Annotated in this window: 23 protein-coding genes; 18 read left to right on the top strand and 5 right to left on the bottom strand. The window is 65.1% G+C overall.

Features of this window, described 5'->3' with window-relative positions; all coding sequences use genetic code 11:
- Window positions 1–113 precede the first annotated feature (113 nt).
- The 7 genes from AC07X9_RS01385 (at window position 114) to AC07X9_RS01415 (ending at window position 7196) form a co-directional block, all read left to right on the top strand.
- Window positions 114–644 (top strand): hypothetical protein, encoded by a 531-nt coding sequence (locus AC07X9_RS01385; protein WP_017182203.1) that lies wholly within the window; start codon window positions 114–116, stop codon window positions 642–644.
- 163 nt (window positions 645–807) lie between these two features.
- Window positions 808–1524 carry a response regulator gene (locus tag AC07X9_RS01390; protein ID WP_086485419.1) on the top strand — a complete coding sequence of 239 codons (717 nt, stop codon included), beginning with the start codon at window positions 808–810 and terminating at the stop codon, window positions 1522–1524.
- A 144-nt stretch (window positions 1525–1668) separates the two neighbouring features.
- Complete coding sequence (locus tag AC07X9_RS01395) at window positions 1669–2367, top strand: carbonic anhydrase (RefSeq protein WP_017182201.1); 699 nt, start codon at window positions 1669–1671, stop codon at window positions 2365–2367.
- 3 nt (window positions 2368–2370) lie between these two features.
- A complete protein-coding gene (locus AC07X9_RS01400; RefSeq protein WP_017182200.1) occupies window positions 2371–3867 on the top strand; it encodes a SulP family inorganic anion transporter in 1497 nt (498 codons plus the stop codon).
- Between the two features lie 265 nt (window positions 3868–4132).
- Window positions 4133–4978 carry a TorF family putative porin gene (locus AC07X9_RS01405; RefSeq protein WP_017182199.1) on the top strand — a complete coding sequence of 282 codons (846 nt, stop codon included), beginning with the start codon at window positions 4133–4135 and terminating at the stop codon, window positions 4976–4978.
- A 188-nt stretch (window positions 4979–5166) separates the two neighbouring features.
- Complete coding sequence (locus tag AC07X9_RS01410) at window positions 5167–5877, top strand: response regulator (RefSeq protein ID WP_006961535.1); 711 nt, start codon at window positions 5167–5169, stop codon at window positions 5875–5877.
- Entirely contained in the window at window positions 5874–7196 is a 1323-nt protein-coding gene (locus AC07X9_RS01415; RefSeq protein WP_019051561.1) for an ATP-binding protein, read from the top strand. The genes AC07X9_RS01410 and AC07X9_RS01415 overlap by 4 nt, the downstream gene beginning before the upstream one ends.
- Before the next feature lie 60 nt (window positions 7197–7256).
- On the opposite strand, the gene AC07X9_RS01420 is transcribed toward AC07X9_RS01415, so the two are convergent.
- Window positions 7257–8885, bottom strand: a complete 1629-nt coding sequence (locus AC07X9_RS01420) for an alkaline phosphatase family protein (RefSeq protein WP_017182197.1) — start codon at window positions 8883–8885, stop codon at window positions 7257–7259.
- A 76-nt stretch (window positions 8886–8961) separates the two neighbouring features.
- Here AC07X9_RS01420 and AC07X9_RS01425 point away from each other — a divergent pair, with 76 nt between their 5' ends.
- From AC07X9_RS01425 to AC07X9_RS01470, 10 genes are all read left to right on the top strand, one after another.
- Window positions 8962–10986 carry a protein-disulfide reductase DsbD family protein gene (locus AC07X9_RS01425; RefSeq protein WP_017182196.1) on the top strand — a complete coding sequence of 675 codons (2025 nt, stop codon included), beginning with the start codon at window positions 8962–8964 and terminating at the stop codon, window positions 10984–10986.
- Complete coding sequence (locus AC07X9_RS01430; protein ID WP_017182195.1) at window positions 10986–11723, top strand: TlyA family RNA methyltransferase; 738 nt, start codon at window positions 10986–10988, stop codon at window positions 11721–11723. The genes AC07X9_RS01425 and AC07X9_RS01430 overlap by 1 nt, the downstream gene beginning before the upstream one ends.
- 89 nt (window positions 11724–11812) lie before the next feature.
- Window positions 11813–12856: an efflux RND transporter periplasmic adaptor subunit gene (locus tag AC07X9_RS01435; RefSeq protein WP_017182194.1), complete on the top strand. Its 1044-nt coding sequence runs from the start codon at window positions 11813–11815 to the stop codon at window positions 12854–12856.
- A 9-nt stretch (window positions 12857–12865) separates the two neighbouring features.
- Window positions 12866–15970 (top strand): efflux RND transporter permease subunit, encoded by a 3105-nt coding sequence (locus tag AC07X9_RS01440; protein ID WP_017182193.1) that lies wholly within the window; start codon window positions 12866–12868, stop codon window positions 15968–15970.
- Between the two features lie 24 nt (window positions 15971–15994).
- Window positions 15995–16543, top strand: coding sequence for a TspO/MBR family protein (locus AC07X9_RS01445; protein WP_017182192.1), 549 nt, complete (start codon window positions 15995–15997; stop codon window positions 16541–16543).
- A gap of 42 nt (window positions 16544–16585) precedes the next feature.
- Complete coding sequence (locus AC07X9_RS01450; protein ID WP_026002231.1) at window positions 16586–16885, top strand: accessory factor UbiK family protein; 300 nt, start codon at window positions 16586–16588, stop codon at window positions 16883–16885.
- A 42-nt stretch (window positions 16886–16927) separates the two neighbouring features.
- Entirely contained in the window at window positions 16928–17434 is a 507-nt protein-coding gene (locus tag AC07X9_RS01455; RefSeq protein WP_017182190.1) for a type III secretion system chaperone family protein, read from the top strand.
- A 7-nt stretch (window positions 17435–17441) separates the two neighbouring features.
- Window positions 17442–18254: a pyrroline-5-carboxylate reductase family protein gene (locus AC07X9_RS01460; RefSeq protein ID WP_017182189.1), complete on the top strand. Its 813-nt coding sequence runs from the start codon at window positions 17442–17444 to the stop codon at window positions 18252–18254.
- A gap of 17 nt (window positions 18255–18271) precedes the next feature.
- Entirely contained in the window at window positions 18272–18775 is a 504-nt protein-coding gene (locus tag AC07X9_RS01465; protein WP_017182188.1) for an asparaginase domain-containing protein, read from the top strand.
- Between the two features lie 79 nt (window positions 18776–18854).
- Window positions 18855–19097 (top strand): hypothetical protein, encoded by a 243-nt coding sequence (locus AC07X9_RS01470; protein ID WP_017182187.1) that lies wholly within the window; start codon window positions 18855–18857, stop codon window positions 19095–19097.
- A gap of 73 nt (window positions 19098–19170) precedes the next feature.
- On the opposite strand, the gene AC07X9_RS01475 is transcribed toward AC07X9_RS01470, so the two are convergent.
- From AC07X9_RS01475 to AC07X9_RS01490, 4 genes are all read right to left on the bottom strand, one after another.
- The gene (locus tag AC07X9_RS01475) at window positions 19171–19698 is read right to left on the bottom strand and encodes a CarD family transcriptional regulator (RefSeq protein WP_017182186.1); all 528 of its coding nucleotides are present in this window, start codon (window positions 19696–19698) and stop codon (window positions 19171–19173) included.
- A 245-nt stretch (window positions 19699–19943) separates the two neighbouring features.
- Entirely contained in the window at window positions 19944–20282 is a 339-nt protein-coding gene (gene fdxA / locus AC07X9_RS01480) for a ferredoxin FdxA (protein ID WP_006963738.1), read from the bottom strand.
- A 95-nt stretch (window positions 20283–20377) separates the two neighbouring features.
- Entirely contained in the window at window positions 20378–20674 is a 297-nt protein-coding gene (locus AC07X9_RS01485; protein WP_017182185.1) for an RNA-binding S4 domain-containing protein, read from the bottom strand.
- Complete coding sequence (locus tag AC07X9_RS01490; RefSeq protein WP_017182184.1) at window positions 20667–23312, bottom strand: helicase-related protein; 2646 nt, start codon at window positions 23310–23312, stop codon at window positions 20667–20669. The genes AC07X9_RS01485 and AC07X9_RS01490 overlap by 8 nt, the downstream gene beginning before the upstream one ends.
- A 223-nt stretch (window positions 23313–23535) precedes the next feature.
- Here AC07X9_RS01490 and AC07X9_RS01495 point away from each other — a divergent pair, with 223 nt between their 5' ends.
- Window positions 23536–25065 carry a M23 family metallopeptidase gene (locus tag AC07X9_RS01495; protein ID WP_017182183.1) on the top strand — a complete coding sequence of 510 codons (1530 nt, stop codon included), beginning with the start codon at window positions 23536–23538 and terminating at the stop codon, window positions 25063–25065.
- The last annotated feature ends 33 nt before the right edge of the window (window positions 25066–25098 follow it).

Below are 25098 nucleotides of genomic sequence, written 5' to 3' on the forward strand. Positions count from 1 at the left end.
AATCAGGCCACGGCCCGCATGATTTTTCGACGAAGCGGTGGCAGGTGACTTCGCCCTGACATAGTTGGGGGCGAGAGGGGGATTGGAAATAGCAGGCGAAGGCGGTCCCCATCATGTTGGCCATAGATTTCGAGGCATCCTGCCTGCCGCGCCACGGACGGTCCTTTCCGATCGAGGTCGGACTGGCGGGAACGGATGGCGCGCGCAGCTGGATCATAAGGCCGCATCCCGACTGGGCGGGCTGGGGCTGGACGGCGGAGGCCGAGGCTTTGCACGGGCTGAGCCGGGCGCGGATCGAACGGGACGGGCTGCCTGCCCATGTCGTGCTGGATCAACTGGTCGAGGCGGTGGGTGGCCAGCGCGTGGTCGCCGACAGCCTGATCGACCCCTATTGGCTGGAGACGCTGGCGGCGGCGGCCGGTCGGGCGGCCCCCTTTGCGATCGATCATGTCGCAACGCTGCTCGACGAACGGCAGGTCGATGAGGCGCAGATCAGTGCGGCCGTGCGGATCGCCGACCAGCGCTGTCCGACGCGGCACCGGGCAGGCAGCGATGCCCTGTGGCTGGCATGCGTCATGGCGCAGCTCTGGCCCGACCTTGCCGCTGCTCCGCCGGTGCGGATGCCGCTGATGTCCTGCTACTGATCCAAATCTGCCGTCGGCCATTAGCAACAATTTGTTACCTCCGGCAAATTTCGGAGACATTCGCCTGCCCTAATTCGGGCGCGCCGGCTTCGCAGGGGCCGGATGCTTTCGCCTGAGCAGGAGTTGCGATGATGACGCACAATGCCGCGCCGAATGGTCCGCGATGCCGGTAACCGCGCCGTTGATCATGGTCGCCGAGACGCAGCCGGATCTGCGCCGGACGATCCGCGAGTTTCTGGAGGAAAGCGGCTTCCGCGTCCTGCCTGCCCAATCGTCCGACGATGTGTTTCAGGCGCTCGGTAAAGTGCCTGTGGGTGTCGTGGTGCTGGATTCGGCGTTGCGCGGGGCGGATGGGCTGGACCTGTGCCGCGACGTGCGCGAACGCAGCGACGTGCCTGTCATTCTGGTCGGCGCCAATAGCAGCGAAGTGGACCGGGTGGTCGGGCTGGAACTGGGGGCGGACGATTATATGGCCAAGCCCTATTCGGGGCGGGAACTGGCTGCGCGCGTGCGGGCCGTGCTGCGCCGCGGGAGGAGCGATCGGTCCCCAGGCCTCAATCGCCAGACCCAGGCGGTCTTCGACGGCTGGACAGTCGATTTCGGACGGCGGACCATCCTTGATCCAGCCGGCGCGCCGGTCGATCTGACGGCTGCGGAGTTTACATTGCTGGCTGTGTTGCTGGACCATCCCCAGACGGTAATCGCGCGGGCGCGGCTGATGGAACTGGCCGGCGTGCGCGACGCGCCATCCTCGGATCGCAGCGTCGACGTGCTGATCAGCCGCCTGCGCCGCAAATTGCGCCATGGCGACCAGCCCGCGCCGATCGTGACCGCCCGCGGCATCGGCTACATGTTCAGTGCCACCGTCGATCGTTGCTGAAATATGCTTTCGCCGCACTGCAACATCGATTCAACGTTCAGACATACTATTTAACAAAGCCGCTGCGACCTAGCAAAGCCGCTCTCCTATCTAACGTGACAGGCCGGTCCGTTCCGACTGGCAAAACAACGAAGGAGAGACTCCATGAACGAGCTCATCGGTCGCGTTTTCAACTTCGAAAAGCACACTTTTCCGAACGAAAGCGCGCTTTACAACCGACTCGCCAGTGACGGTCAGAGCCCCAAGGCGCTGATGATCTCCTGCGCCGATTCGCGAATCGTTCCCGAACATATCATGCAGGCGCAGCCGGGCGATCTGTTCGTATGCCGCAATGCAGGCAACATCGTCCCGCCGCACGCGACGCAGAATGGCGGGGTCACCTCCACGGTCGAATATGCCGTCATGGTTCTGGGCGTCCGCGACATCATCGTTTGCGGCCATAGCGATTGCGGCGCGATGAAGGCTTTGTCGACCGAGGCCGACCTGACCGCCATGCCCAATGTCGCTGCCTGGCTGCGGCACAGCCATGCCGCGCAGCAGGTCTGCAAGGCAAGCTATCCCGCCGATCTGAGCGACGCGGAAAAGCTGCGCAACATGGCGCTGGAAAATGTCGTCGCGCAACTCGCCCATCTGCGCACCCATCCATCGGTCGCATCGGGCATCGCCCGTGGCGAGATTGCATTGCATGGCTGGTATGTCGACATTCATGCCGGTCTGGTGATGGGCCTTGATGGCGAAACCGGCCGTTTCTCGCCGCTGCGCGAAGGCCAGCCGCTGCCCGTAGCGCTCCCCCACGCCCGTCGCCTCGCTGGCGAAGGCGAATATGCCCTGGCGGCGGAGTAAGCCATGTTGAAAGCCTTTTCCGGCGGCACATTCAGCCGCGATTTCGTAGCGTCGATCGTTGTCTTTCTGGTGGCGATGCCGCTGTGCATGGGCATTGCGGTTGCTTCCGGCGTGCCACCGGAAAAGGGTCTGATCACCGGGATCATCGGCGGCATCGTCGTTGGTCTGATGGCAGGTTCGCCCTTGCAGGTCAGTGGTCCGGCGGCGGGCCTGGCCGTCATCGTCTTTGAAATCGTCCGCGAACAGGGGCTTTCCGCCCTTGGTCCCATCCTGATCCTGGCAGGCGCGATCCAGGTGATTGCCGGACTGTTGCGGGTCGGCGGCTGGTTCCGCGCGATTTCGCCCGCGGTCGTACACGGGATGCTGGCTGGCATCGGCGTGCTGATCGTGGTCGGCCAGTTCCATGTGCTGTTCGACGACAAGCCCTTGTCGAGCGGCCTGCACAATCTGATCGCCATGCCGGGCCAGATTTTCGGCCTGACCAACGGCGATGCGGCGACGGCCTTCGCGGTCGGCCTCATCACCATCTTCGGCATGCTGGGTTGGGAGAAATTCCGCCCCGCCTCGCTCAAGCTGGTGCCCGGCGCACTGGTTGGTGTGGTTGCGGCCACGCTGGTCGCCTTCCTGCTCGCCCTGCCGGTTGCGCGGGTCGTCGTGCCGGAATCGATTGTCGGCGCCATCACGCTGCCCGAGGGCGGATTGCTGGCGCAATTGCTCAATCCGACCGTGATCACCACCGCCGTTGCGATCGCCTTCATCGCCAGCGCCGAAACCCTGCTGTCGGCTGCTGCCGTCGACCGGATGCATGATGGTGTGCGCACCAATTACAACCGGGAACTCAGCGCGCAGGGCGTCGGCAATCTGCTTTGCGGCTTTGCCGGGGCGTTGCCGATGACCGGCGTTATCGTGCGCAGTTCCGCCAACGTGCAGGCGGGGGCCAAGACCCGGATGTCCACCATACTGCACGGCATCTGGATTTTGGGCTTCGTGGCGCTGCTCCCTTGGTTGCTGCGTGAAATTCCGATGGCTGCGCTGGCAGGCATATTGGTTGTCACCGGCGTCCGTCTGGTCAGTGTCGATCATGTTCGCCATCTGCTGCACCGCTATGGGCCGTTGCCGGCCATCGTGTGGGCCGCGACGCTGATCTGCGTGGTCGCAACGGACCTGTTGACCGGCGTGCTGGTCGGCATTGGCCTGTCGATGCTGGAACTGATCCCGCATCTGAGCCGTCTGCGGCTGAAGATGGAGGAAGAAAGCCGTGGCGACACGCATGAAGTCGCGCTACGCGGTTCGGCCACCTTCCTCAACCTGCCCAAACTGTCGGCCAAGCTCGACTCGCTGCCTGCGGCCGGCCTCGTCATCCTGAATGTCGAGCGGCTGGGGCATATCGACCATACCTGCGCCGAAATGGTGCGGGAATGGGTCGATCGCCGCCGCGGTGCCGGTTCCCCCGTGGAGTTGTTCGGCGCAACCGGACGGATGCGCCAGCTCGTCGCCTGATCATCCCCCCCCTGATCAGGCGACCAAAATGCCGCCGTGTTCCTCCCGACACGGCGGCATTTTGCCGTTTCAGAGCGGCGAGGGTGACGGTCAAATCGTTACTTTTATGTCACAGCAATTTCCAACATCTCGCATATGCGAGAAAAACCTGTTTGCCTGCCGGGCATTTGAGAATTAGTCAGACGTCGACCACAGGCACTGGAAGCGGCAGCAACAGACTTTCGGGCCAGTGGACGCAGGACGGAACATTCTTTCGTAAAGGGGAATGTTCATGAAGTATAAGATCGCTACCGCCGCCCTCGCCCTTATGTCGAGCGTCCCGGTTTTCGCGCAGGAAGAACCTGCCGGTCCCGTCACCATATCGGGCAGCGTTGCCCTGGTTTCCGACTATCGCTTCCGTGGCGTGTCGCAGACGGACAAGGGCATGGCCGTTCAGGGCGGCATCACCGCCACGCATGAAAGCGGCGCCTATGTCGGCACCTGGGCATCGAACCTGGGCGGCTGGGGCCGTTTCGGTGGTTCCAATATGGAACTCGACCTGTTCGCCGGTTACGCCATTCCGCTGGGCAGCGCGACGCTCGACGTTGGTTTGACCTGGTACATGTATCCGTCGGGTGCCGACACGACCGATTTCGCCGAACCCTATGTCAAGCTGTCCAGCACCGTTGGTCCGGTCAAGGGTCTGGTTGGCGTTGCCTATGCGCCCAAGCAGGAAGCGCTGGGTAATGTGTGCAGCGACGCGGCTTGCACGATCTTCAATCCGGGCGACAAGGAAGACAACCTTTACGTCTGGGCTGACGTGAGCGGCGCCATCCCCAACACGCCTGTCTCGCTGAAGGCGCATTTGGGCTGGTCGAACGGCAACCCCGGCCTTGGCCCGAACGGCACGTCGATTGCCCCGACCGGCAAATATCTCGACTGGCTGGTCGGCGCGGACGTCGCCATTCCCGGCACGCCGCTGACGCTGGGCGTCGCCTATGTCGATACCGACATTGCGCGCGTCGAAGAAAACTACCTCCGCCCCAACTTCATGGTGTCGGGCGACAGCAAGGATGTCGGCAAGTCGATCGCACGTAGCCAGGTCGTCTTCTCGCTGACCGCAGCCTTCTGATCCAGATGCGCCGGGCCTGTCACGCAGGCCCGGCGCAACCTGTCCCGCCGCGCCAACCCGCCGATGTCGCGGGCATGACAAATTGTTGCTGTCGCGCTTGCAGTTCGTTTCCCAAGCGTCTCATGGTTGACCCCTGTTCCGGGCGACCTTATCCCTGCTGACATGACCAACGTCCTGTCGTTCCCATCATGACCGCCCCCACCATCATCCTGGTCGAGGACGACCCGCCACTGCGTACGCTGACCGCGCGGGCGTTGCAGGAGCATGGCTATCAGGTCCGTCCAGCCTCTTCGGGACCGGAAATGTGGGTGGCGTTCGATGCCGGGCCGGTCGATCTGGTCGTGCTGGACGTCATGTTGCCGGGCACCAACGGCATAGACCTGTGCCGCCAGATCCGGCGCAAGAGCGACGTTCCCATCATCTTCATCAGCGCCAAGGGCAGCGAGACCGATCGTATTGTCGGGCTGGAACTGGGCGCGGACGATTATCTGCCCAAGCCGTTCGGCACCCGCGAACTGATCGCCCGCATCCGCGCTATCCTGCGCCGTGTCGGGCTGGAGCGCGGGCCGGACGATCATCGCGAAAATGAAGCGCGCTTCGACGATTGGGTGGTCAATTTCCCCCGCCGCGAACTGCGGTCGCCCACGGGCGCGATCGTCGACCTGACGGGCGCGGAATTCGACCTGCTGGGCAGCTTCCTCAGCCATCCGCAGCGGGTGATCGCGCGCGAGCGGCTCATAGAATTGTCGCGCACCCGCATGGGCGACAGCAGCGACCGCAGCATTGACGTGCTTGTCAGCCGTTTGCGCCGCAAGCTGACCACAGAGGATCGGCCAGCGCCCATCACCACGGTGCGAGGCGTCGGCTATATGTTCAATGCTGAGGTCAGCCGCGCTTGAAACGGCATTTCAAAGGATCGCTGGGGCTGGTCGGCCGCATTTTCGCGATCCTTTTGCTGACGGTGACGCTGGAATTTGCCGTCGGCACGCTGATGTACGAGCGGGCCAGCCAGCTATCCCTGCAGGATGACGAGGCGCGGCGGCTGGCCGAGCATCTGGTGATCGCGCGCAAGCTGCTGACCGAACAGCCGGTCGAGGAGCGGCGCACGATGGGCGTCCAGCTGACCACGGACCGCTATGACGTGCATTGGTCGCCCGCTGCGCCTCCGCCGCCGCCCCTGTCGCCCGAACTGGAGCGGATGCGCCAGCAGATCATCGCCTGGGAACCCAGTCTGGAACGGTCCCGCCTTTGGCTGCGGCTGGCGTCGCCGGGCCGCCATTCGGAAATCAATGGCGGGCTGCAATTGCCCGATGGCAGCTGGCTCTATTTCGGTATGCACCATGGCGGGGGCAAATGGGCCTTCACCATCGGACGGATGGGGATGGCGCTCATTCCCGTGCTGGCGCTGTTGATTGCGGGTTGGGTTCTGATCCGCAAGACGCTGGACCCGCTGCGCGACCTGACCCGCGCGACCGAGCAGATCGGCCTGGGGCGCGAGGTGATCCTGCCAGAAGCGGGCACCAACGATGTGCGCAACCTGATCCGCGCGTTCAACGTGATGCAGACCCGCATCCACCGTCTGATCGATGAACGGACGGAGACGCTGGCGGCGGTTGGCCATGACATGCGTACGCCGCTGGCGCGGCTGCAATTGCGGCTGGAAACGGTGCCCGACGGGGAAACGCGCGAGGCGATGGATGGCGACCTGGAGGAAATGGGGCAGATGATCGAATCGCTGCTCGATTTTCTGGGCGGTGAGAAAGACCCTGAACCTGCAGTGCGGACGGACCTGGCGGTGACGGTCGCGACGATCGTCGATTCGTTTCAGGACCATGGCCATGATGTCGAATATGCCGGGCCGGATCATCTGGAACTGGCGGTGCGGGCGCTATCGCTCCGCCGGGCGGTGCGCAACCTCATCGAAAATGCGCTGCATTATGGCAAGCGCGCCCGCGTGAGCCTGGAGCGCAAGGGGAATGAGGTGCTGATCCGCGTCGATGATGATGGACCGGGCATCCCCCGCGACCAGCTCGACGCCGTACTCAAACCCTTTGCCCGGCTCGACACCGCGCGCCAGCGCAATACCAGCGGATTGGGGCTGGGGCTGGCGATCGTGCAGAAGGCGGTCGATGCCGAAGGCGGCAAGCTGACGCTCGCGAACCGGCCCGAAGGGGGCTTGCGCGCTGAAATCTGCCTGTTCCTGCCTTCGGGCAAATGAGAAACCGCGGCCGCGAGCAATATTCGCGGCGCGAACGGGAATAGCCCCGCCAAAGCCCCGTCATTGCGCGGGGCAACTGCTCCCTTCACCCGCCACCAGATCCAGGCAACGGCCATCAATCTCGCTCTTGGGAACGGGCAGGCCGATCAGAGCCGCCAGCGTCGGCATGATGTCGACCGTTTCCACGCCCAGCGGCTGCTCGAAATGGGTTAGCCCCTTGCGCCAGAACAGGATGGGCACGCGGCGATCATAGTCCCACGGGCTGCCATGGGTGGCGACATAGCCCTTGGTCGGATCGACGATCGGCGTGATCCGGGGCTTGAGCAGCAACAGGATGTCGCCCGACCGCGCCGGATCGAAACTGGCGCGCGCTTCCTGTAGCAGCGACCAGCTTTCCGGCGGGCCGGACGGGGAGGGGACGGCGGCGATCTGCGCCTTGGTATAGGCGGCCTCGACCTGCGGATGCGCGCGCAGCAGCTTGAGCGTCTCGGCCTCCACCTTCGCGCGCTGGGCGGCGGTCAGCCCCTTGTCGACATAAAGGTCGCCCGCCGGGCCGTCGCCCCAGATCAGCGTCTTGCCGGACAGGCCGGTCATGGCCCCGATCGTCGCGCTCAGCGCCTTGGGCGTCAACGCCGCGTCGACGCGGTTTTCCATCGGCATGGCATTTTCGCGGTGACGTTCGGGCAGGTCGTGGCCGCCATGGTCGGCAGTCAGCACCACCGCATAGTCGATGCCATCCTTGTCGAGCCGGTCGAAGAAAGCGCCCAGTTCGCGGTCCAGACGGTCGATCTGGATGCAGCTTTCGGTGCCTTCGGTGCCGTAGGTGTGGCCGACATAATCGGTCGCCGACAGGCCGATGGAGATGATGTCGGTCTGCGCCTGCTTGCCCAGCGCCATGCTTTCGATCGCACCGGCGGCCAGCACCAGCGTCATCGCATCCTGTTCGGGCGAGGCGCGGAAGGCTTTGAAATCACCGGCTACGCGCGCGAAGCGGCCGGTGCCAACGCTCTTGCCAGCGCCGATCGCGACCGGGAAATCCTTGGCCACGCATTGTTGCGGCAGATCGAATCCAGCATTGGGCTGGGCCAGTCGCGCGGCAAAGGCTTCGTTGATCTTCGCCACCAGTGGCGGGGTGCCGACGCCCTTGTAGCTGACGAAGCCTTGTGCCCCGCCGATCCACCATGTCTGGTCGGCGGTCGGTCCGCCCATCATGATCGCGGCGCGATCCTTCCCCGCGACCGATACGACGCGGGTGGCGGGGTTGGCGATCTTCATCCGGCCGCCCAATGTGGGGACTTTCAGGTGAACGGGGGAGGCGACATAATTGCCGCTGTTGCTGCCCGGCTGACTTTCATCCTCGGCGCAATAGACCGCCTTGTCCTCGCGCGCGGTCGACAGGTCGAACCATGTGTTTGCGATGATCCCGGTGCGCGACGGGCGGCTGCCGGTCAGGATGGTTGAATGGCCGGGGCAGGTTTCGGTCGCGGCATGGCTTTGATAGCCCTTGGGGAACACGACCCCTTGCGTCAGCCGCTTCAGGCCGCCGCTATAATATTGGCGATATTCGCTGAACAGGTCGGCGGAAAACTGGTCGACCGATATGGCGACGATCAGCTTGGGTGGCGTCGTCTGGGCCGTGGCCGGGATCGCGGTGGCGAGCAGCAGAGCTGTGGCGACTTTTCTCAACATCTACTCTACCTTCTCCAGCCTTGACGGCGAACGTCACCCGACCTAGCCCGCTGACACCCACGCGACCAGAGGCCCGATGCGGATTTTTCATGTCATATTGATGACGCTGGCTTTGCTGGCCGGGGTTTCAGGCGCGCAGGCGCAGGGCGCGTTCGGGGGCGGTGCGCCGCATATTTCTGCGCATCTGGTGGCCGAAAGCGCTACGCCCGCACCGGGCAAGACGACGAACATAGCCTTTGCCATGGTGCCGGAGGCGGGATGGCACGGTTATTGGGAAAATCCGGGCGACGCCGGCCTTGGCATGACGGTGAGCTGGACATTGCCCAAGGGCGTGAGCGTCGGTCGCCTGCGCTATCCAGTGCCTGAAACGCTGCTGATTTCGGGCCTGATGAACCATGTGTATGAAGGCCCCTATGGCATATTGGCGACCCTGACGGTTGCGCCCGATGTCGCGGCAGGCACGCGCCTGCCCGTGCGGGTGAAGGCGCAATGGCTGGCCTGCACCGACAAGGTGTGCGTGCCGGAAAGTGGCGAGATGGCGCTGGATCTGGTCGCGGGCGACGGGCAGGTGGCGGCAGCCGATCGGGCGCGGTTCGACGCCTGGCGCAGCCATCTGCCGCGGCCGCTGGGGTCCGAAGCGACCTATGCGATTGCCGATGGCAAGCTGCGCCTGTCCGTACCCTTTCCCGCCGATGCGCAGGCGGATCAGGTGCATCTGTTTCCCTTGGGCGAAGGGCTGGCGCGCTATGCCGCGCCGCAGAGCGTGACCCGCGATGGCGACCGGCTGCTGGTCGAAACCGATGCGGGCGAGGGCGGCAAGGGCGGCGCGGTGCAGGCGGTGCTGGCCACGGGCGACCATGTCGGCTTTCTGCTGACGGCCCGTCCCGGCCAGGTGGCGGCATCGGGCGGCGGCGTGACCGGCGCGATCCTGATCGCGCTGGGCGGGGCGCTGCTGGGCGGGTTGCTGCTCAACATCATGCCCTGCGTCTTCCCGATACTGGGCCTCAAGGCCATGAAACTGGCCAAGGCCGGGGGCGATGAACGGACCGTGCGGCGCGAAGCGATCGCCTATGCCGCCGGGGTGATCGCCACCTGCCTGGCGCTTGGCGCGGCGCTGCTGGCGTTGCGCGCGGCGGGGGCGGCTGTCGGCTGGGCGTTCCAGTTGCAGGACCCGCGCATCATCCTGACGCTGCTGTTGCTGGTCGGCGCGATCGCTTTCAACCTCGCGGGCCTGTTCGAATTGCAGGCGGTCGGCGGGGGCGAGGGGCTGGCGGGCAAGGGCGGCATGGCGGGTGCCTTCTGGACTGGGGCGCTGGTCGCCTTTGTCGCGACGCCCTGCACCGGGCCGTTCATGGGCGCGGCGATGGGCGCGGCGCTGGTGCTGCCGCTGGCCGCCGCGCTGGCGGTGTTTGCCGGGCTGGGGCTGGGGCTGGCGCTGCCCTTCCTGCTGCTGGCCTATATCCCCGCGTTGCGCACACGGTTGCCGCGACCGGGGCCGTGGATGGGGCGGTTCCAGAAGATATTGTCGATCCCGATGTTCCTGACCGCGCTGGGCCTGGCATGGCTGCTGGGGCAACAGCGCGGCGTGACGGGCATGACGATCGGGCTGGCCGCCATGCTGGCGCTGGTGCTGCTGCTCTGGTGGCTGGGCAGCCGACAGCGGGCCGGGCGGGGCGGCGGCTGGATCGTGGCGCTGGCGGCCCTTGCGGTGCTGGGCGGGGCGGCGGCGCTGCTGCCGTCGCGCGCGCCTGCCGCCGCTGCGCAGGAGGGGGCGGCGCTGCCGTTCGACGAAGCACGGCTGGCCAGCCTGCGCGCGGCGAACAAGCCGGTATTCCTCTATTTCACCGCCGACTGGTGCCTGACCTGCAAGGCCAATGAAGCCGCCGCGATCGACCGCGCCGAGACCCGCGCCGCCTTCGACAAGGGGGGCGTGACGGTGATGGTCGGCGACTGGACCAATGCCGATCCGGCGATCACCCGCTTTCTGGAAGGTCAGGGCCGGTCGGGCGTGCCGCTCTATCTGTGGTATGCGCCGGGCAAGGACGCGCAGACGCTGCCGCAATTGCTGACGCCCGCGACGCTGACGGCGCTGGTGGGCTGATGGCGAAGATTCGCGCCGACCAGCTGCTTGTCGACAATGGCCTGGCGGAAAGCCGCGCGCGCGCGCAGGCGCTGATCCTGGCTGGCCTCGTCTTTCTGGGCGACAGGAAGATCGACAAGGCCGGGCAGCAGATCGCGCCCGATGCCGAACTGGACGTACGGGGCCGGGACCATCCCTGGGTGTCGCGCGGCGGCATCAAGCTGGCCCATGCGCTGGCCGAATATGCCATCGATGTGACCGGCATGGTGGGGCTGGACGTGGGCAGCTCGACCGGCGGCTTTACCGACGTGCTGCTGACCAATGGTGCGGTTCGCGTCTATGCGGTGGACAGCGGCACCAACCAGCTGGCGTGGAAGTTGCGCAGCGATCCGCGCGTCATCGTCCATGAACAGACCAGCGCGCGCATCCTGACACAGGCCCATATTGCCGAGCCGATCGACATCATCGTGTGCGACGCCAGCTTCATCGCGCTTGCCAAGGTATTGGAACGGCCGCTGACCTTCGCCCGGCCCGGCGCGTCGCTGGTGGCGCTCATCAAGCCGCAGTTCGAGGCGGGACGTGAGGAGGTCGGCAAAGGCGGGGTGGTGCGCGATCCGGCGATCCATGATCGTGTCTGCCAGGATGTGCGCGCGTGGATAGAGGGGCAGGGCTGGACCACCATCGGCATCACGCCCAGCCCGATCACGGGACCGCAGGGCAATGTCGAATTTTTACTCTATGCCCGGCTTGGTGGATAAGCGTCCTGTATTCGTTATTTGCGACGTTGTTACATCTTGCGACAAAAGGCCATGTTGTGTCGCATCGAAAGGCCCGATAGCCCTCCACCATGCGCAAATCCCTGTTTCTTATCACCGCCCTATGCCTTGCCGGTTGCAGTGGCGACAAGACATCCAAGCCGCGCCAGGCTGCGCTGGTCGAGGCAGCGCCGATTGCGAAGGCGGATTTTGCCGATACGCTGGATGCCGTCGGCACGGCGCTGGCCAATGAACAGGTGATCCTGTCCGCGCCCGTGACCGAACGGGTCACCTCGATCAATTTCGCCGATGGCGGCTATGTCGCCAAAGGGCAGGTGATCGCGACCATGGCGATCGCGCAGGAACAGGCCGAACTGGCCGCGGCGCAGGCGCAGGCATTGCAGGCGGGACAGCAACTGCAACGGGTACAGGCGCTAAAGGCGCGCGGCTTTGCCACGGCCGCCTTGCTGGACCAGCAACTTGCGCTGGCGAACGCAGCCAAGGCCAGTGCCGATCAGAGTCGTGCCGCGATCAACGACCGGGTGATCCGCGCGCCCTTTGGCGGCTGGCTCAGCCTGCGCACCGTGTCGCCCGGCGCAATCGTGACGGCGGGCACGGCCATCGCCACGGTCAGCGACATTTCACGGATCAAGCTGGACTTCACCGTGCCCGAAACCCGCCTGTCGACCATTCGCGAAGGGCAGACGATCCGCGCCGTGTCCGCCGCCTGGCCCGACCGGCCATTCAACGGCACGATCGCGACCATCGACCCTGTGATCGACCCCGCCACGCGCGCGGTGCGTGTCCGCGCGATCCTGCCCAATCCTGACCATGCGCTGAAACCGGGCATGTTGCTGACCGTCAGCATCGTGTCGCGCCAGCGCCAGTCGCTCGCGCTGCCCGAACTGGCGGTGGTGGGCGATGGCGAGGATCGCTTCGTGTTCGTGGTGGAGGATCGCAAGGCCAAACGGGTCAAAGTCGATACCGGGCTGCGGCAGAACGGGCTGGTCGAGATATTGGGCGGGGTGAAGGCGGGCCAGCAGGTGGTGACCGATGGCGTCGTCAAGCTGAGCGATGGCGTGCCGGTGCGGCTGGCGGGGGACAAGCCCGCACCGTCTTCCAAATCGGCGGGGTAGGGCACCGCCATGCAATTGTCCGACCTGTCCGTCCGCCGCCCGGTATTCTCCGCAGTCATCGCGATCCTGCTCTGCATCGTCGGGGTGGTCGGCTATCTCAGCCTGTCGGTGCGCGAATATCCTGACACCGACCCGCCGATCGTGTCGGTGGAGACCATCTACACGGGTGCTGCCGCTTCGGTCGTCGAAACCCGGATCACCCAGTTGATCGAGGATGCCGTCGCAGGCGTTCAGGGCATCCGCACCATTACGTCGACATCCCAGGATGGCACGTCCGACATCAGCATCGAATTCGATCCCTCGCGCGATATCGACACTGCGGCGAACGATGTGCGCGATCGGGTGGGATCGGTGGTGGAGGATTTGCCGGAAGAGGCGCTGGCGCCCGAAATCCGCAAGGTCGACGCCGATGCGCGGCCGATATTATACCTGTCCTTTTCCCGCCCCGGCTGGAGCGAAATCCAGCTGAGCGACTATATCGACCGCAACATCGCCGATCGCTTTTCCGCCATTGACGGGGTGGCCCGCGTCACGATCGGTGGCGAGGCGCGTCCATCGACGCGTGTGTGGATGAACGCCGAACGGCTTGCGGCCTTCGGCCTGACGCCAGCCGACGTCGAAAATGCGCTGCGCACGCAGAATGTCGAACTGCCCGCCGGTCGATTTGAATCGAAGGATCAGAACCAGACGCTGCGCGTCGAGCGGCCCTTCGCCACGCCCGACGAGTTCGCCCAGTTGGTGGTTGGCCGGGGCGCGAATGGCTATCAGGTCAAGCTGGGGGACGTCGCCCGGATCGAGGAAGGGGCGGAAAATCCCTATAGCAGCTTCCGTTCCAACGCGGGGACGGCCATCGGCCTGGGGATCGTGCGGCAATCGGGCGCCAACACGCTGGAGGTTGCGGACAAGGCCAAGGCGCTGGTCGAACAATTGCGCCCGAACATGCCGCAGGGGATGCGGGTGGCGGTCGGCTCCGACGAGTCGCTGTTCATCAGCCGCGCAATCGACAATGTCTATGACACGCTGCTTGAAGCCGCGCTGCTCGTGATTCTCGTCATCTTCCTGTTCCTAGGCTCAGTGCGTGCGACGATCGTTCCCGCCATCACCGTGCCGATCTGCCTGCTGGCGACCTGCGCGGTCATGTGGCTGCTTGGCCTGTCCATCAACCTGCTGACCCTGCTGGCCTTCGTGCTGGCGATCGGGCTGGTGGTGGATGACGCCATCGTCGTGCTGGAAAATGTCTATCACCGCATCGAGCAGGGGGAGGACCCGCTGGTCGCCTCTTATCTCGGCACGCGGCAGGTGGGTTTTGCGATCATTTCCACCACATTGGTCGTGTGCGCGGTGTTCGTGCCGGTGATGTTCCTGGCGGGGCAGACCGGGCTGCTGTTCCGCGAACTGGCGGTCGCGATGATCGCTGCCATCGCTTTTTCGGGCTTCATATCGCTCAGCCTGGCCCCGATGCTCTGTTCCAAGCTGCTCAACAATGCCGAACGCGGGCGGTTGGCGCGCTGGGTGGATGCCCGGTTCCAGCGGCTGGAGGGCCGCTATTCCCGCTGGCTGGACCATGTGCTGCGCAAGCCGCTGCTGCCGTTGATCGGCGTCGGACTGTTCCTGGCGCTTGCCGGGGGGATGTTCACCCTGCTGCCGAACGAACTGGCGCCGGCGGAGGATACCGGCGTCGTCGACAGCCAGATCAGCGCGCCGGAGGGCACCGGCTATGACCGGATGCTGGCCTATATGCGCAAGATCGAAGCGGCGCTAGCGCCGCTGCGGGAAGATGGCACCCTCCAGAATCTGGTCGTCCGCACCCCCGCCGGTTTCGGCACGTCGGACGATTTCAACAGCGGCAACGTGATCGCCTTCCTGCGTCCATGGGAGGACCGCACGATCACGACGGCGGAAGTCGCGACCATCATCAACAAGGTGATTGCCGAGCAGCCCGGCGTGCGCGGCAACGCCGCCCCCCGGTCGGGCCTGGGGCGCGGGCGCGGGCTGCCGGTCAATATCGTGCTCGCTGGTTCGACCTATGAAGGGCTGGTGGCGGCGCGCGATCGCGTCTTTGCGGCGGCGGCCAACTATCCGGGGCTGATCAACCTGGACAGCGACTATAAGGAAACCAAGCCGCAGATGCGGATCGACGTCAACCAGCAGCGCGCGGGCGATCTGGGCGTGTCGGTGAACGACATCAGCCAGGCGTTGCAAAGCCTGCTGGGGTCGCGGCGCGTGACCACCTATGTCGACCGGGGCGAGGAATATCGCGTGCTGGTGCAGGCGGAACAGGAGGGACGCCAGACGCTCGCCGATCTGGAGCGGATTCAGGTGCGCGCGAACAATGGGGCGCTCGTCCCGCTGTCGGCGCTGGTCACGGTGCGCGAAGTCGCCGGGCCGCGCCAGCTCAACCGCTACAACAAGCTGCGCGCGATCACTTTGTCAGCGGCGCTGGCCCCCGGCACGTCGCTGGGGCAGGCGCTCGCCTTTCTGGAAAATGAAGCGCGCCAGTCGCCCGAAGTGCTGGCGATCGGCTATCGCGGCGAAAGCCAGTCCTTGCGCGAAACCGGCGGGTCGATCTGGCTGATCTTCGGCCTCACCATATTGATCGTCTATCTGCTGCTGGCCGCGCAGTTCGAAAGTTTCATTCACCCCGGCGTGATTATAGCCACGGTGCCGCTGGCGGTGGCGGGCGGTGTGCTGGGGCTGATCGTTACGGGCGGATCGGTCAATCTCTACAGCCAGATCGGCATCGTCATGCTGGTCGGGCTGGCGGCCAAGAACGGCATATTGATCGTCGAATTCGCCAACCAGTTGCGCGACGAGGGCATGGAGGTGGCGCAGGCCATTCGCGAGGCCGCGACCCGGCGCTTGCGGCCGATCCTGATGACGTCGATCGCCACGGTCATCGGCGCGGTTCCGCTGGTGATTCGCGGGGGCGCTGGCGCTGCTGCTCGCAATTCGATCGGCGTGGTCATCGTGTTCGGGGTCAGTCTGGCGACGCTGATAACATTATTCCTGATCCCCATATTCTATTCGCGTGTTGCGAAGCGGACCGTTTCTCCGCAAACCGTTGGTCGCAAGCTGGATTCGGCGTTGAAGGATTCGCCCGATCCAGCCGAATAGGATGAGCGTGGAGAAGCGTTGCCGATGAACGAAATCGCGTCCCCCGGCCAGTTGCGCCTTGCTTATCTGCGCTGGGCGCTGGTGACTGTGCCGGTCATTGTCCTGCTGGGTTTTCTGTCGGGTCAGCTCGCCAATAGCGGCTTTGGCAATCGCTGGTTCGACGCGCTGGAAAAACCGGCGCTGATGCCGCCGGGCTGGGCGTTTGGCGTTGCCTGGACCATCCTTTACATCGCCATGGCGCTGGCGCTGGCAATCGTGCTGCATGCGCGCGGAGCCAACGGGCGGGGCACCGCCATCACCCTGTTCGTCGTCCAGTTTGTCCTGAACCTTGCTTGGTCACCGCTATTTTTCCGCGCACACCAGGTCGGCAGCGCGCTGGTGCTGATCCTTGTCCTGATTGTGCTGGTCGCCATCACGACCTGGCTGTTCAGCCGCATCCGCCGTGTCGCGGGCTGGCTGCTGCTGCCCTATCTGGCCTGGCTGGCCTTCGCGTCTTTCCTCAATTTTGAGATTAATCGCCTGAACCCGGACGCGGAAACCCTTGTCGCGCCCGCGCTCCAGACCCAGATATGAGTTTTGGCGCGGCTTTCCGCGCCCGTTGAGAGGATGAGCATCATGCAGAGCGAGAACCGCTTTTTCGACGATCTGGCCAAGCTGGTGAACGGCGCAGCCGGGACCGTGGCGGGCATGAGCCGCGAGTTTGAAGCCAATGCGCGCGAGAAGGCGCGGGAATGGATGGGCGGCGCGGACTTTGTGTCGCGTGAGGAGTTTGACGCGGTCAAGGCGCTGGCGGCTGCGGCGCGCGAAGAGGTCGAACTGCTCAAGGCACGCATCGACGCGCTGGAAGGCAAGACCCCTGAACCGGTCAAGAAAAGCGTCAAGGCGACCAAGCCCAAGCCCGGCGGGGTGGACTGATCCTGTCTGTCCTTTCATCCTTCACGGTGTTAAGGCGCGCCGATGATGGACAGTGACGAGTTTGAACATGGCGGCCAGGAAGCCGCGCCGATCGACATGCTGGCGGCTTATTTCGAGGCGCATGGCTGGACCTACGAGCAGGTCGGCGAGGATGAGATCGTCGCCAATACGCAAGGGTCGTGGGCGCAATATGAACTGCGCGGCATCTGGCGTGACGAAGATCAGGTGCTGCAACTGCTGGCGCTGCCGGACATTCGCGTCACCGACGAAAAGCGGGGCACGATCTACGAGGCGCTGGGGCTGATCAACGAACAGCTGTGGCTGGGCCATTTCGAGCTTTGGTCGTCGAGCGGCATCATCCTGTTCCGCCACGGCGCGCTGCTGGGCGTTGGCGGCACGTTGACGCTGGATCAGGCGCAGTTGCTGGTCGAAACCGCGATCGACGAGTGCGAGCGTTTCTATCCGGTGTTCCAGTTCGTGCTGTGGGGCGGCAAAAGCCCGACCGAGGCGATTGCCGCCAGCCTGATCGAAACCCGCGGCGAAGCCTGAGCGCGCGATGACGATCTGCTGGCCCGATCATCTTTTCCTTGTCGGCTGCGGCAATATGGCCGGGCAGATGCTGGCGCGCTGGCTCGACTGCGGGCTTGATCCCGCGCGGGTAACGGTGCTGCGGCCAAGCGGGCGGCCGGTTGCCGATGGCGTAGCAGTCGTGACGACCTACCCCGCCACATTGCCGGCCGGGACGACCATATTGCTGGGCATGAAGCCCTATCAGATTGCTGATGTCGCCACGGCGCTGGCGCCCTTGTGCGGGGCGGACGTGCGGATCGTCTCCATCCTGGCGGGTACGCCGATCGCCGATTTGCGGGCGCGCTTTCCGGCCGTGGGCGACATGGTGCGGGCGATGCCCAACTTGCCGGTGGGGCTGGGAGAGGGCGTCACGGCGCTGTTTGCCGACGACGGGACATCCGCGCAGGCCAAGGCCGATATTGGCGGACTGATCGAACCGCTGGGCCTGGCCGAATGGATTGGCGACGAAGCGCTGTTCAATCAGGTGACGGCGCTGTCGGGATGCGGCCCTGCCTTTCTGTTCCGCTTCATCGACGCGCTGGCGCGGGCTGGCGAAGCGCTGGGCATCCCCGCCGATCAGGCTGCGCGCATGGCCCTGACGACGGTGCAGGGTTCGGCCAGCATGGCTGCGCGGGCGAGTGACAGTCCCGGCGTGCTGGCCGACCGGGTCGCCAGCCCCGGCGGCATGACGCGCGAGGGAATGAATGTGCTGGACGCCGACGACCGCCTGCTGGCGCTACTCACCGACACGCTGGCCGCTGCCCGCGATCGTGGCGAAGCCATGGCGCGCGGGGCTTGAACCTGACCGGAGCCATTATGCTGACCCCCGACACGCCTATACTGATCCTGACCACTGGCGGCACGATCGACAAAATCTATTTCGATGCGCTGTCCGACTATCAGGTCGGCGAAACCGTCATGGCCCGTTTGCTGGATGTGGCGCGGGTCAAGCGGCCCTTCCGCGTCGAGGAAGTCGTGCGCAAGGATAGTCTGGAACTGGACGATGCCGATCGGGCGTTGATCCGTGCCCGCGTCGCCGCTGCGCCGGAAAGCCATATCGTCATCACCCATGGCACCGACACGATGACCGATACGGCCAAGCTGCTGGCCGATATTCCCGGCAAGACGGTGGTGCTGGTGGGTGCGCTGGCTCCGGCGCGTTTTGGCGAGAGCGACGCGAGCTTCAATCTGGGCATGGCCTTTGCCACCGTTCAGGTGGCGGAGCCCGGCATCTACATCACGATGAGCGGGTCCGTATTCCGCGCCGACGCGGTAGTGAAGGACCGCGCGAAGGGCGCCTTCGTTCCGATTGGCCAATAGGTCGGACCCTGCCGGGCGGGAACCTCCCTCAACAGCCGCGCATTATGCGGCCATCTATTGTGTTGAGGAGGAGAGGATCATGGCCGAGTATCAGGAGCGTCCGGCAACGACGACGACGACAGTGATTGAAAAGCGCGGCAGTGGCGGCATGACATTTGCGATCCTGCTGCTGGTCGTCGTGGTGGCGGTCGCCGCCTTCTTCCTGGTCAGCAGCGAGACGAGCAAGGATAATGCCGTGACCAGCGCCGCGACACAGGTGGGGCAGGCCGCCAGCGATGTCGGCGACGCGGCACAGGATGCAGTTGGCAGCAAGGGCGAATAAGCCCGATTGCGCTCATAAAAAAAGGGGCGCGCCTTGCGAAAGGCGCGCCCCTTTTTTGCGTCAGTGGCTGATGTCAGCCTTCGACCTTGGCATATTTCGGCGCGGCTTCGTTGAGGATCGCGAGGATCTTCTTGAGCGCGGCGGGCTCGTCCGTCTCTTCCATCGCCGCCAGTTCGCGGGCGAGGCGGCTGGACGCAGCCTCGAAAATCTGGCGTTCGGAATAGCTTTGTTCCGGCTGGTCATCGGCGCGGAACAGGTCGCGCGTCACTTCGGCGATCGACACCAGGTCGCCCGAATTGATCTTCGCTTCATATTCCTGCGCGCGGCGCGACCACATGGTACGCTTGACCTTGGGCTTGCCCTTGAGCGTTTCCATCGATTCTTCGAGCGTCTTGTTGGACGAAAGCTTGCGCATGCCCACGCCTTCCGCCTTGTTGGTCGGCACGCGGAGCGTCATGCGCTCTTTTTCGAAGCGGAGCACATAGAGCTCCAGCTCCATACCTGCGATCTGCTCCTTTTGCAGTTCGATCACACGGCCCACGCCATGCTTGGGGTAAACGACATAATCACCAACGTCAAAGGACAGCGCCTTGGCAGCCATTTGGAACCTTTCCAATCAACCGGGGAACGGGGCCGTCGCGGAACATATGCGCTAGGGGCATATGCATGAGGGGTCCACGGCGCCACCGTCAGGACATGAAGCTAATTCTCCAGGGACGGACAGGAGGGTGTCCGACCGTTGGGAAGGTACATAGCAGATTCGTAACAAAATTGCCACCCCCGGACATAATCGCCGGGCGCGGTTGGCAAAAGGAACAAGATGGCAGCGGCGCGAGGCCGCCCGGATCAGTCGCCTGAGCCGGGTTCGGGAGAGAAATATTTCTCCAGCTTGCCTTCAACACCCTTCATTTCGTCGGCGTCGGCGGGCGCTTCGCCCTTGACCGTGATGTTGGGCCATTCAGCCGAATATTTGGTGTTGAGTTCCAGCCATTTTTCCAGGCCATTCTCGGTATCGGGCAGGATCGCTTCGGCCGGGCATTCCGGCTCGCACACGCCGCAGTCGATACATTCGCTTGGATTGATGACCAGCATATTCTCGCCCTCGTAGAAACAGTCCACGGGGCAGACCTCGACGCAATCCATATATTTGCAGCGGATGCAGTTGTCGGTCACGACATAGGTCATTGTCAGGGCACTCTTGGTTGGAAAAGCGCGGTCCTGCTATGCGCAGGCACGCCCAAGGTCAATGAGGATAATCTTGGCAGGCGACAGCTTGGGCTTCATCCCCCGACCGTCAATTCCTCATAACAGCGCTGCGCTTCCACCGCGGGGCCACGGCGGACCGGCAATTGCGCCACGCGCACCACGCGCACGCCCTGGCCATGGGGGAAGGTGATGAGGTCGCCCACGCGGATGGCGGCGTGGGCGCGTTCGATGCGGCGGCCATTGACGCGGATATGGCCGTCCTCCGCCAGTTTCTGCGCGCTCGACCGGCTGGGGCACAGACGGACGAACCACAGATATTTGTCGATGCGCAGCGTGGGGCCATGGCCGCCCACCGCGACCGGATCAGCCATTGCGGCCGAGCAGCGCGGCAAGACCGGCAAAGGCGTTGTTGGCTGGCGCTGCGGGCGCTCTGGCGGGCGTTGCTGCGGCAGGGCGGGGCGCTGGCCTGCCGCGTGGCTTGCCCTCGCGCGCCGGGGCGGGCTGTTGCTGGGGTGCGCGCGCTTTCTGGCGGCCCTTGAATATCCAGTTGGGCTTGCCTTCTTCCGCGCCTTCGACCGGGCGGAAGCCCGCCGCGCGCATCAGCGCCAGGAAGGCGGGTTCGGACAGGCCGAGCGAGACGATCTGCGGACTGGCGACGGTGAAGGCTTCGCCCTTGGCAATGGCTTCATGCGCGGTGCGGGCCATGCGTTCGGCCATGTCGATGCGCAGCATCTGTTCGCCAAAGGTGCGGAAGCCCGCGATCCGCGCGCCCATCTGGTCGAATTTCTCGCCCGCCGGGATCAGGGTAAGGCCGGGCAGGGGCAGCGGCAGGCAGGGCTTGCCGATCCGCGCCGCCAGCAACGCGCCGCGCCAGCGCGCTGCGCCGGGCTTGAGCAGGCCGGGATGATACAGGTCGAGCACGCCAATATCGATACCCGCCCGGCGCAGCAAATGGCGCTGATCCTTGTCCAGATGGCCCAGCGCCGAATCGAGATCGGTGCGCGGGCTGACCCCGCCAGCGTCGCCCAGTTGCGCGAACACAGCGCGCACCACGGGGGGAACCTGCGGATCGGCGGCGCTTTCGGCCATCTTGACGAGCGGCAGCAGATGCTTCTGCTTTTGCGCATCGACCCAGTTGGTCAGGCGCGCCGATACCTGCTTCTGCGCATCCTGATCCAGCGCCAGAATCGCGCGATCCAGCCGGATTTCGGGGGCCAGCAGGGTTGGCCCGGCCAGCAGCGTTGCGACCGGCGTGCCGTTCCACGCGATGCAGGGCGCGTCACCCGCTGCGTCCAGAAGCGCGAAATCCACGTCCGCCGCGCCGATCAATTCGTCTGCCTTCACCCGTAATACCTTTCCAAGGCGCCTTTCCGCCGCAGCCAACAGCAATTTCCTGTCCTGATGGCGCGTAGCGGGATCGACCGAGAATCGGAAGCCGTCAAGTCGTCCTATCGTTTCGCCATCTACACAGACATTGCCGTCGGCCTCCACGGTTACGGGCAATTGGTTCACATTTTGGCCGATGTCGCGCAACAGAACGGTAGTGCGGCGGTCGACGAAACGCTGCGTCAGCGCGGCGTGCAGCGCATCGGACAGTTTTTCCTCCAGCGCGCGCGTCCGTTCGGCCATTTCGGCGGGGTGGGCCAGCCAGTCGGCGCGATGGGCGATATAGGCCCATGTCCGCGCCGCCGCGATCCGGCCCGACAGCGTGTCAATATCGCCCTGCACCGAATCGAGCCGGGCGAGTTGCTGGGCGAACCAGTCGCGCGGAATATGGCCGTTTCCTTCCGACAGAAACTGCCAGATGCGATTGACCGTGCGGGCATGATGATCCGCGCCCAGTTTCTGAAAGTCGGGCAGGCCGCACGCATCCCACAGCCGGGCGACCTGTCGCGGGGCGCGCACCCGGTCGATGACTTGCGGGTCAGCGGCCATGCGCTTCAGCACGGCAAGGTCGACCGCTTCCGGCGCGGCGCGCAGTTCGGGGCGGTCGGGTCGCATCTCCAGATCGGCGATCAATGTCGCCAGACTGTCGAGCCGGGGTGCGCCGTCGCGCCAGTATAGATGCTCGATGGGCGGAAAGCGGTGCGCCTCTATCGCCTCTATCTCTTCCGGGGTGAAGGCGGCATGGCCATCTTCCCCGCCCAGGCTGCCGAATGTGCCGTCCTTGTGATGGCGGCCCGCGCGCCCGGCGATCTGCGCCATTTCCGCGACGGTCAACCGGCGGCTGCGGCGGCCATCGAACTTGCGCAGCGACGCGAAGGCGACATGGGCGACATCGAGATTGAGGCCCATGCCGATCGCGTCGGTGGCGACCAGATAATCGACCTCGCCATTCAGGAACATCTGCACCTGCGCGTTGCGGGTGCGGGGGCTGAGCGCGCCCATCACCACCGCCGCGCCACCGCGAAAACGGCGCAGCATTTCAGCGACAGCGTAGACTTCTTCGGCGGAGAAGGCGACGATGGCCGATCGTTTGGGCAGGCGGGACAGCTTCTTTGCGCCCGCATAGGACAGGGTGGAGAAACGCGGCCGACCGATAATGTCGACATCGGGGATCAGCGATTTGACCAGCCGCGCAATGCTGGCCGAACCAAGGATCATTGTTTCTTCCCGCCCGCGCGCGCGCAGCAGCCGGTCGGTGAAGATATGGCCGCGTTCCGGGTCCGCGCCGATCTGCGCCTCGTCCAGAGCGACAAAGGCGTAATCGGACTGGCCCTGGGGTGCGGCTCCGGCCTGTCGGCCTATGCCGAGCGGCATGGATTCGGCGGTGCAGAGGAAATAGCGGGCCTGTGGCGGGACGATCTTTTCCTCGCCCGTGATCAGCGCAACTTGGGCCGGTCCCTTGATCGCCACCACCCGGTCATAGACTTCGCGGGCCAGCAATCGCAGCGGAAAGCCCATCATGCCGCTGGAATGGCCGCACATGCGTTCGACGGCCAGATGGGTCTTGCCGGTATTGGTCGGGCCCAGAACGGCGGTAACGGGCGAACGGGTGAACTGGACCATGGCCCATTCTGTCGGGCAGGACGGGTCCGGGGGCAAGCGGATTCCGTGGTTCCATGGTCTGCCGCGATCCTGTCGGACCGCTGGCACCGTTCGTCGCATGGATGCGTGTCGCGGCCCCGTCTTAAATTGACTTTAACCTTGGGCGTTCACAACAGTCGCGCTCGACGCACGGCGCGCGGGGCCGTTGCGGACGCAATGAGAAAATGCCCTGGGGGTCGCGGGTTTGTTTCAGGAAAGCCAGTTTGGATCGCAACAGGGCGGCGCGTCCGTGTCGCTGTGGCTGGCCGATTCGATTGCCCGGACGCCGGTAGCCCAGCCGCCGCAGGACTGGCGCGCGCGTTTGCGCGAATGGTCGGACGCGGTGGAACTGGTCCCCGATCTTGGCCAGCGTGTCGGCAGCCTGACCTGGTTTCGCGGCCTTGCCACCTGTATCGGCCTGTGCGCCACGGCCATCTATCTGTCGCCCGGTTTTCAGCCCGTGCCCGGCGCGCCCGGCGCGCTGCTTGGCGAAAAGCAGTTCGACGAAGTGCGCAGCCAGATGATCACGCCATTGGCGCTGGGTGCGGACAGTGGCCATCGCATGGGATCGACCGATGCGGTCCAGCCGCTGCGCCAGACACCAGAACGCCCCCAGATCGAATTGAACGCCCAGGTCGGCAGCAGCGATACGCTGTCGCGCGCCTTGTCGCGCGCTGGCGTGAGCAGCGGGGACGTGGCGACGATCAACGCGCTGGTCGGCAGCAATATCGCTGGCGGGGTGAAGCCGGGCACGCGGCTCGACATCATATTGGGCCGCCGCGCCAGTCGCGACCGGCCCCGGCCGCTCGACAGGCTGGCGTTCCGCGCCCGGCTCGACCTGGGGATGGAACTGACGCGCGCAGGTGGCGTGTTGTCGGTCAAGCGCATCCCCATTCGCGTCGACGATACGCCGTTGCGTATTCAGGGCGTGGTTGGCGACAGCATCTATCGCTCGGCCCGCGCAGCCGGTGCACCGCCCAAGGCGGTGCAGGCTTTCCTGCGGGTGATTGCGGGGCAGGTCGATCTGGGCAGGATCGGGGCGGGGGACCGCTATGACATCGTCACCGCCTATCGCCGCGCCGAAACCGGCGATGTGGAGGTGGGCGATCTTCTCTATGCTGGCCTTCAGCGCGCCAGCGGCAAGTCGATCGACATGCTGCGCTGGACCAAGGATGGCCGCACCGAATGGTTCGAGGCGTCGGGCGTGGGCGAACGGCGCGGCGTGCTGTCATCCCCGGTCGCCGGGCGCATGACGTCGGGCTATGGCATGCGTCGCCATCCGATATTGGGTTATACGCGCATGCACGCAGGCGTCGATTTCGCCGCGCGCTACGGATCGCCCATCTATGCTGTGACGGACGGGGTTGTCGCCTTTGCCGGGCGGCATGGCGGGCATGGCAATTATGTCCGCATCCAGCATGGCGGGGGTCTGGCCAGCGGCTATGCCCATATGAGCCGTATCGCCGCCGCGCCGGGTCAGCGGGTGCGCCGCGGGCAGGTGATCGGCTATGTCGGGTCGACGGGCCTGTCGACCGGACCGCACCTCCATTATGAACTGTATCGCAATGGCGCGACGATCAATCCGCTGTCGGTGAAGTTCACCACAACCGCGCAACTGGCCGGGGCCGAACTGTCCGCATTCCGCGCCAAGCTGGCCCAATATAAGGGGCTGCATGTCGGCGAGCAGGACCGCTTTGCGCAAAAGGCGCTGGGGCCGGTGACGAGCGGGAAATAAGCCGCTTTCCGCGCTGCCCCTGCTTGGGTAGAG

The sequence above is a fragment of the Sphingobium sp. GW456-12-10-14-TSB1 genome (assembly GCF_059424385.1).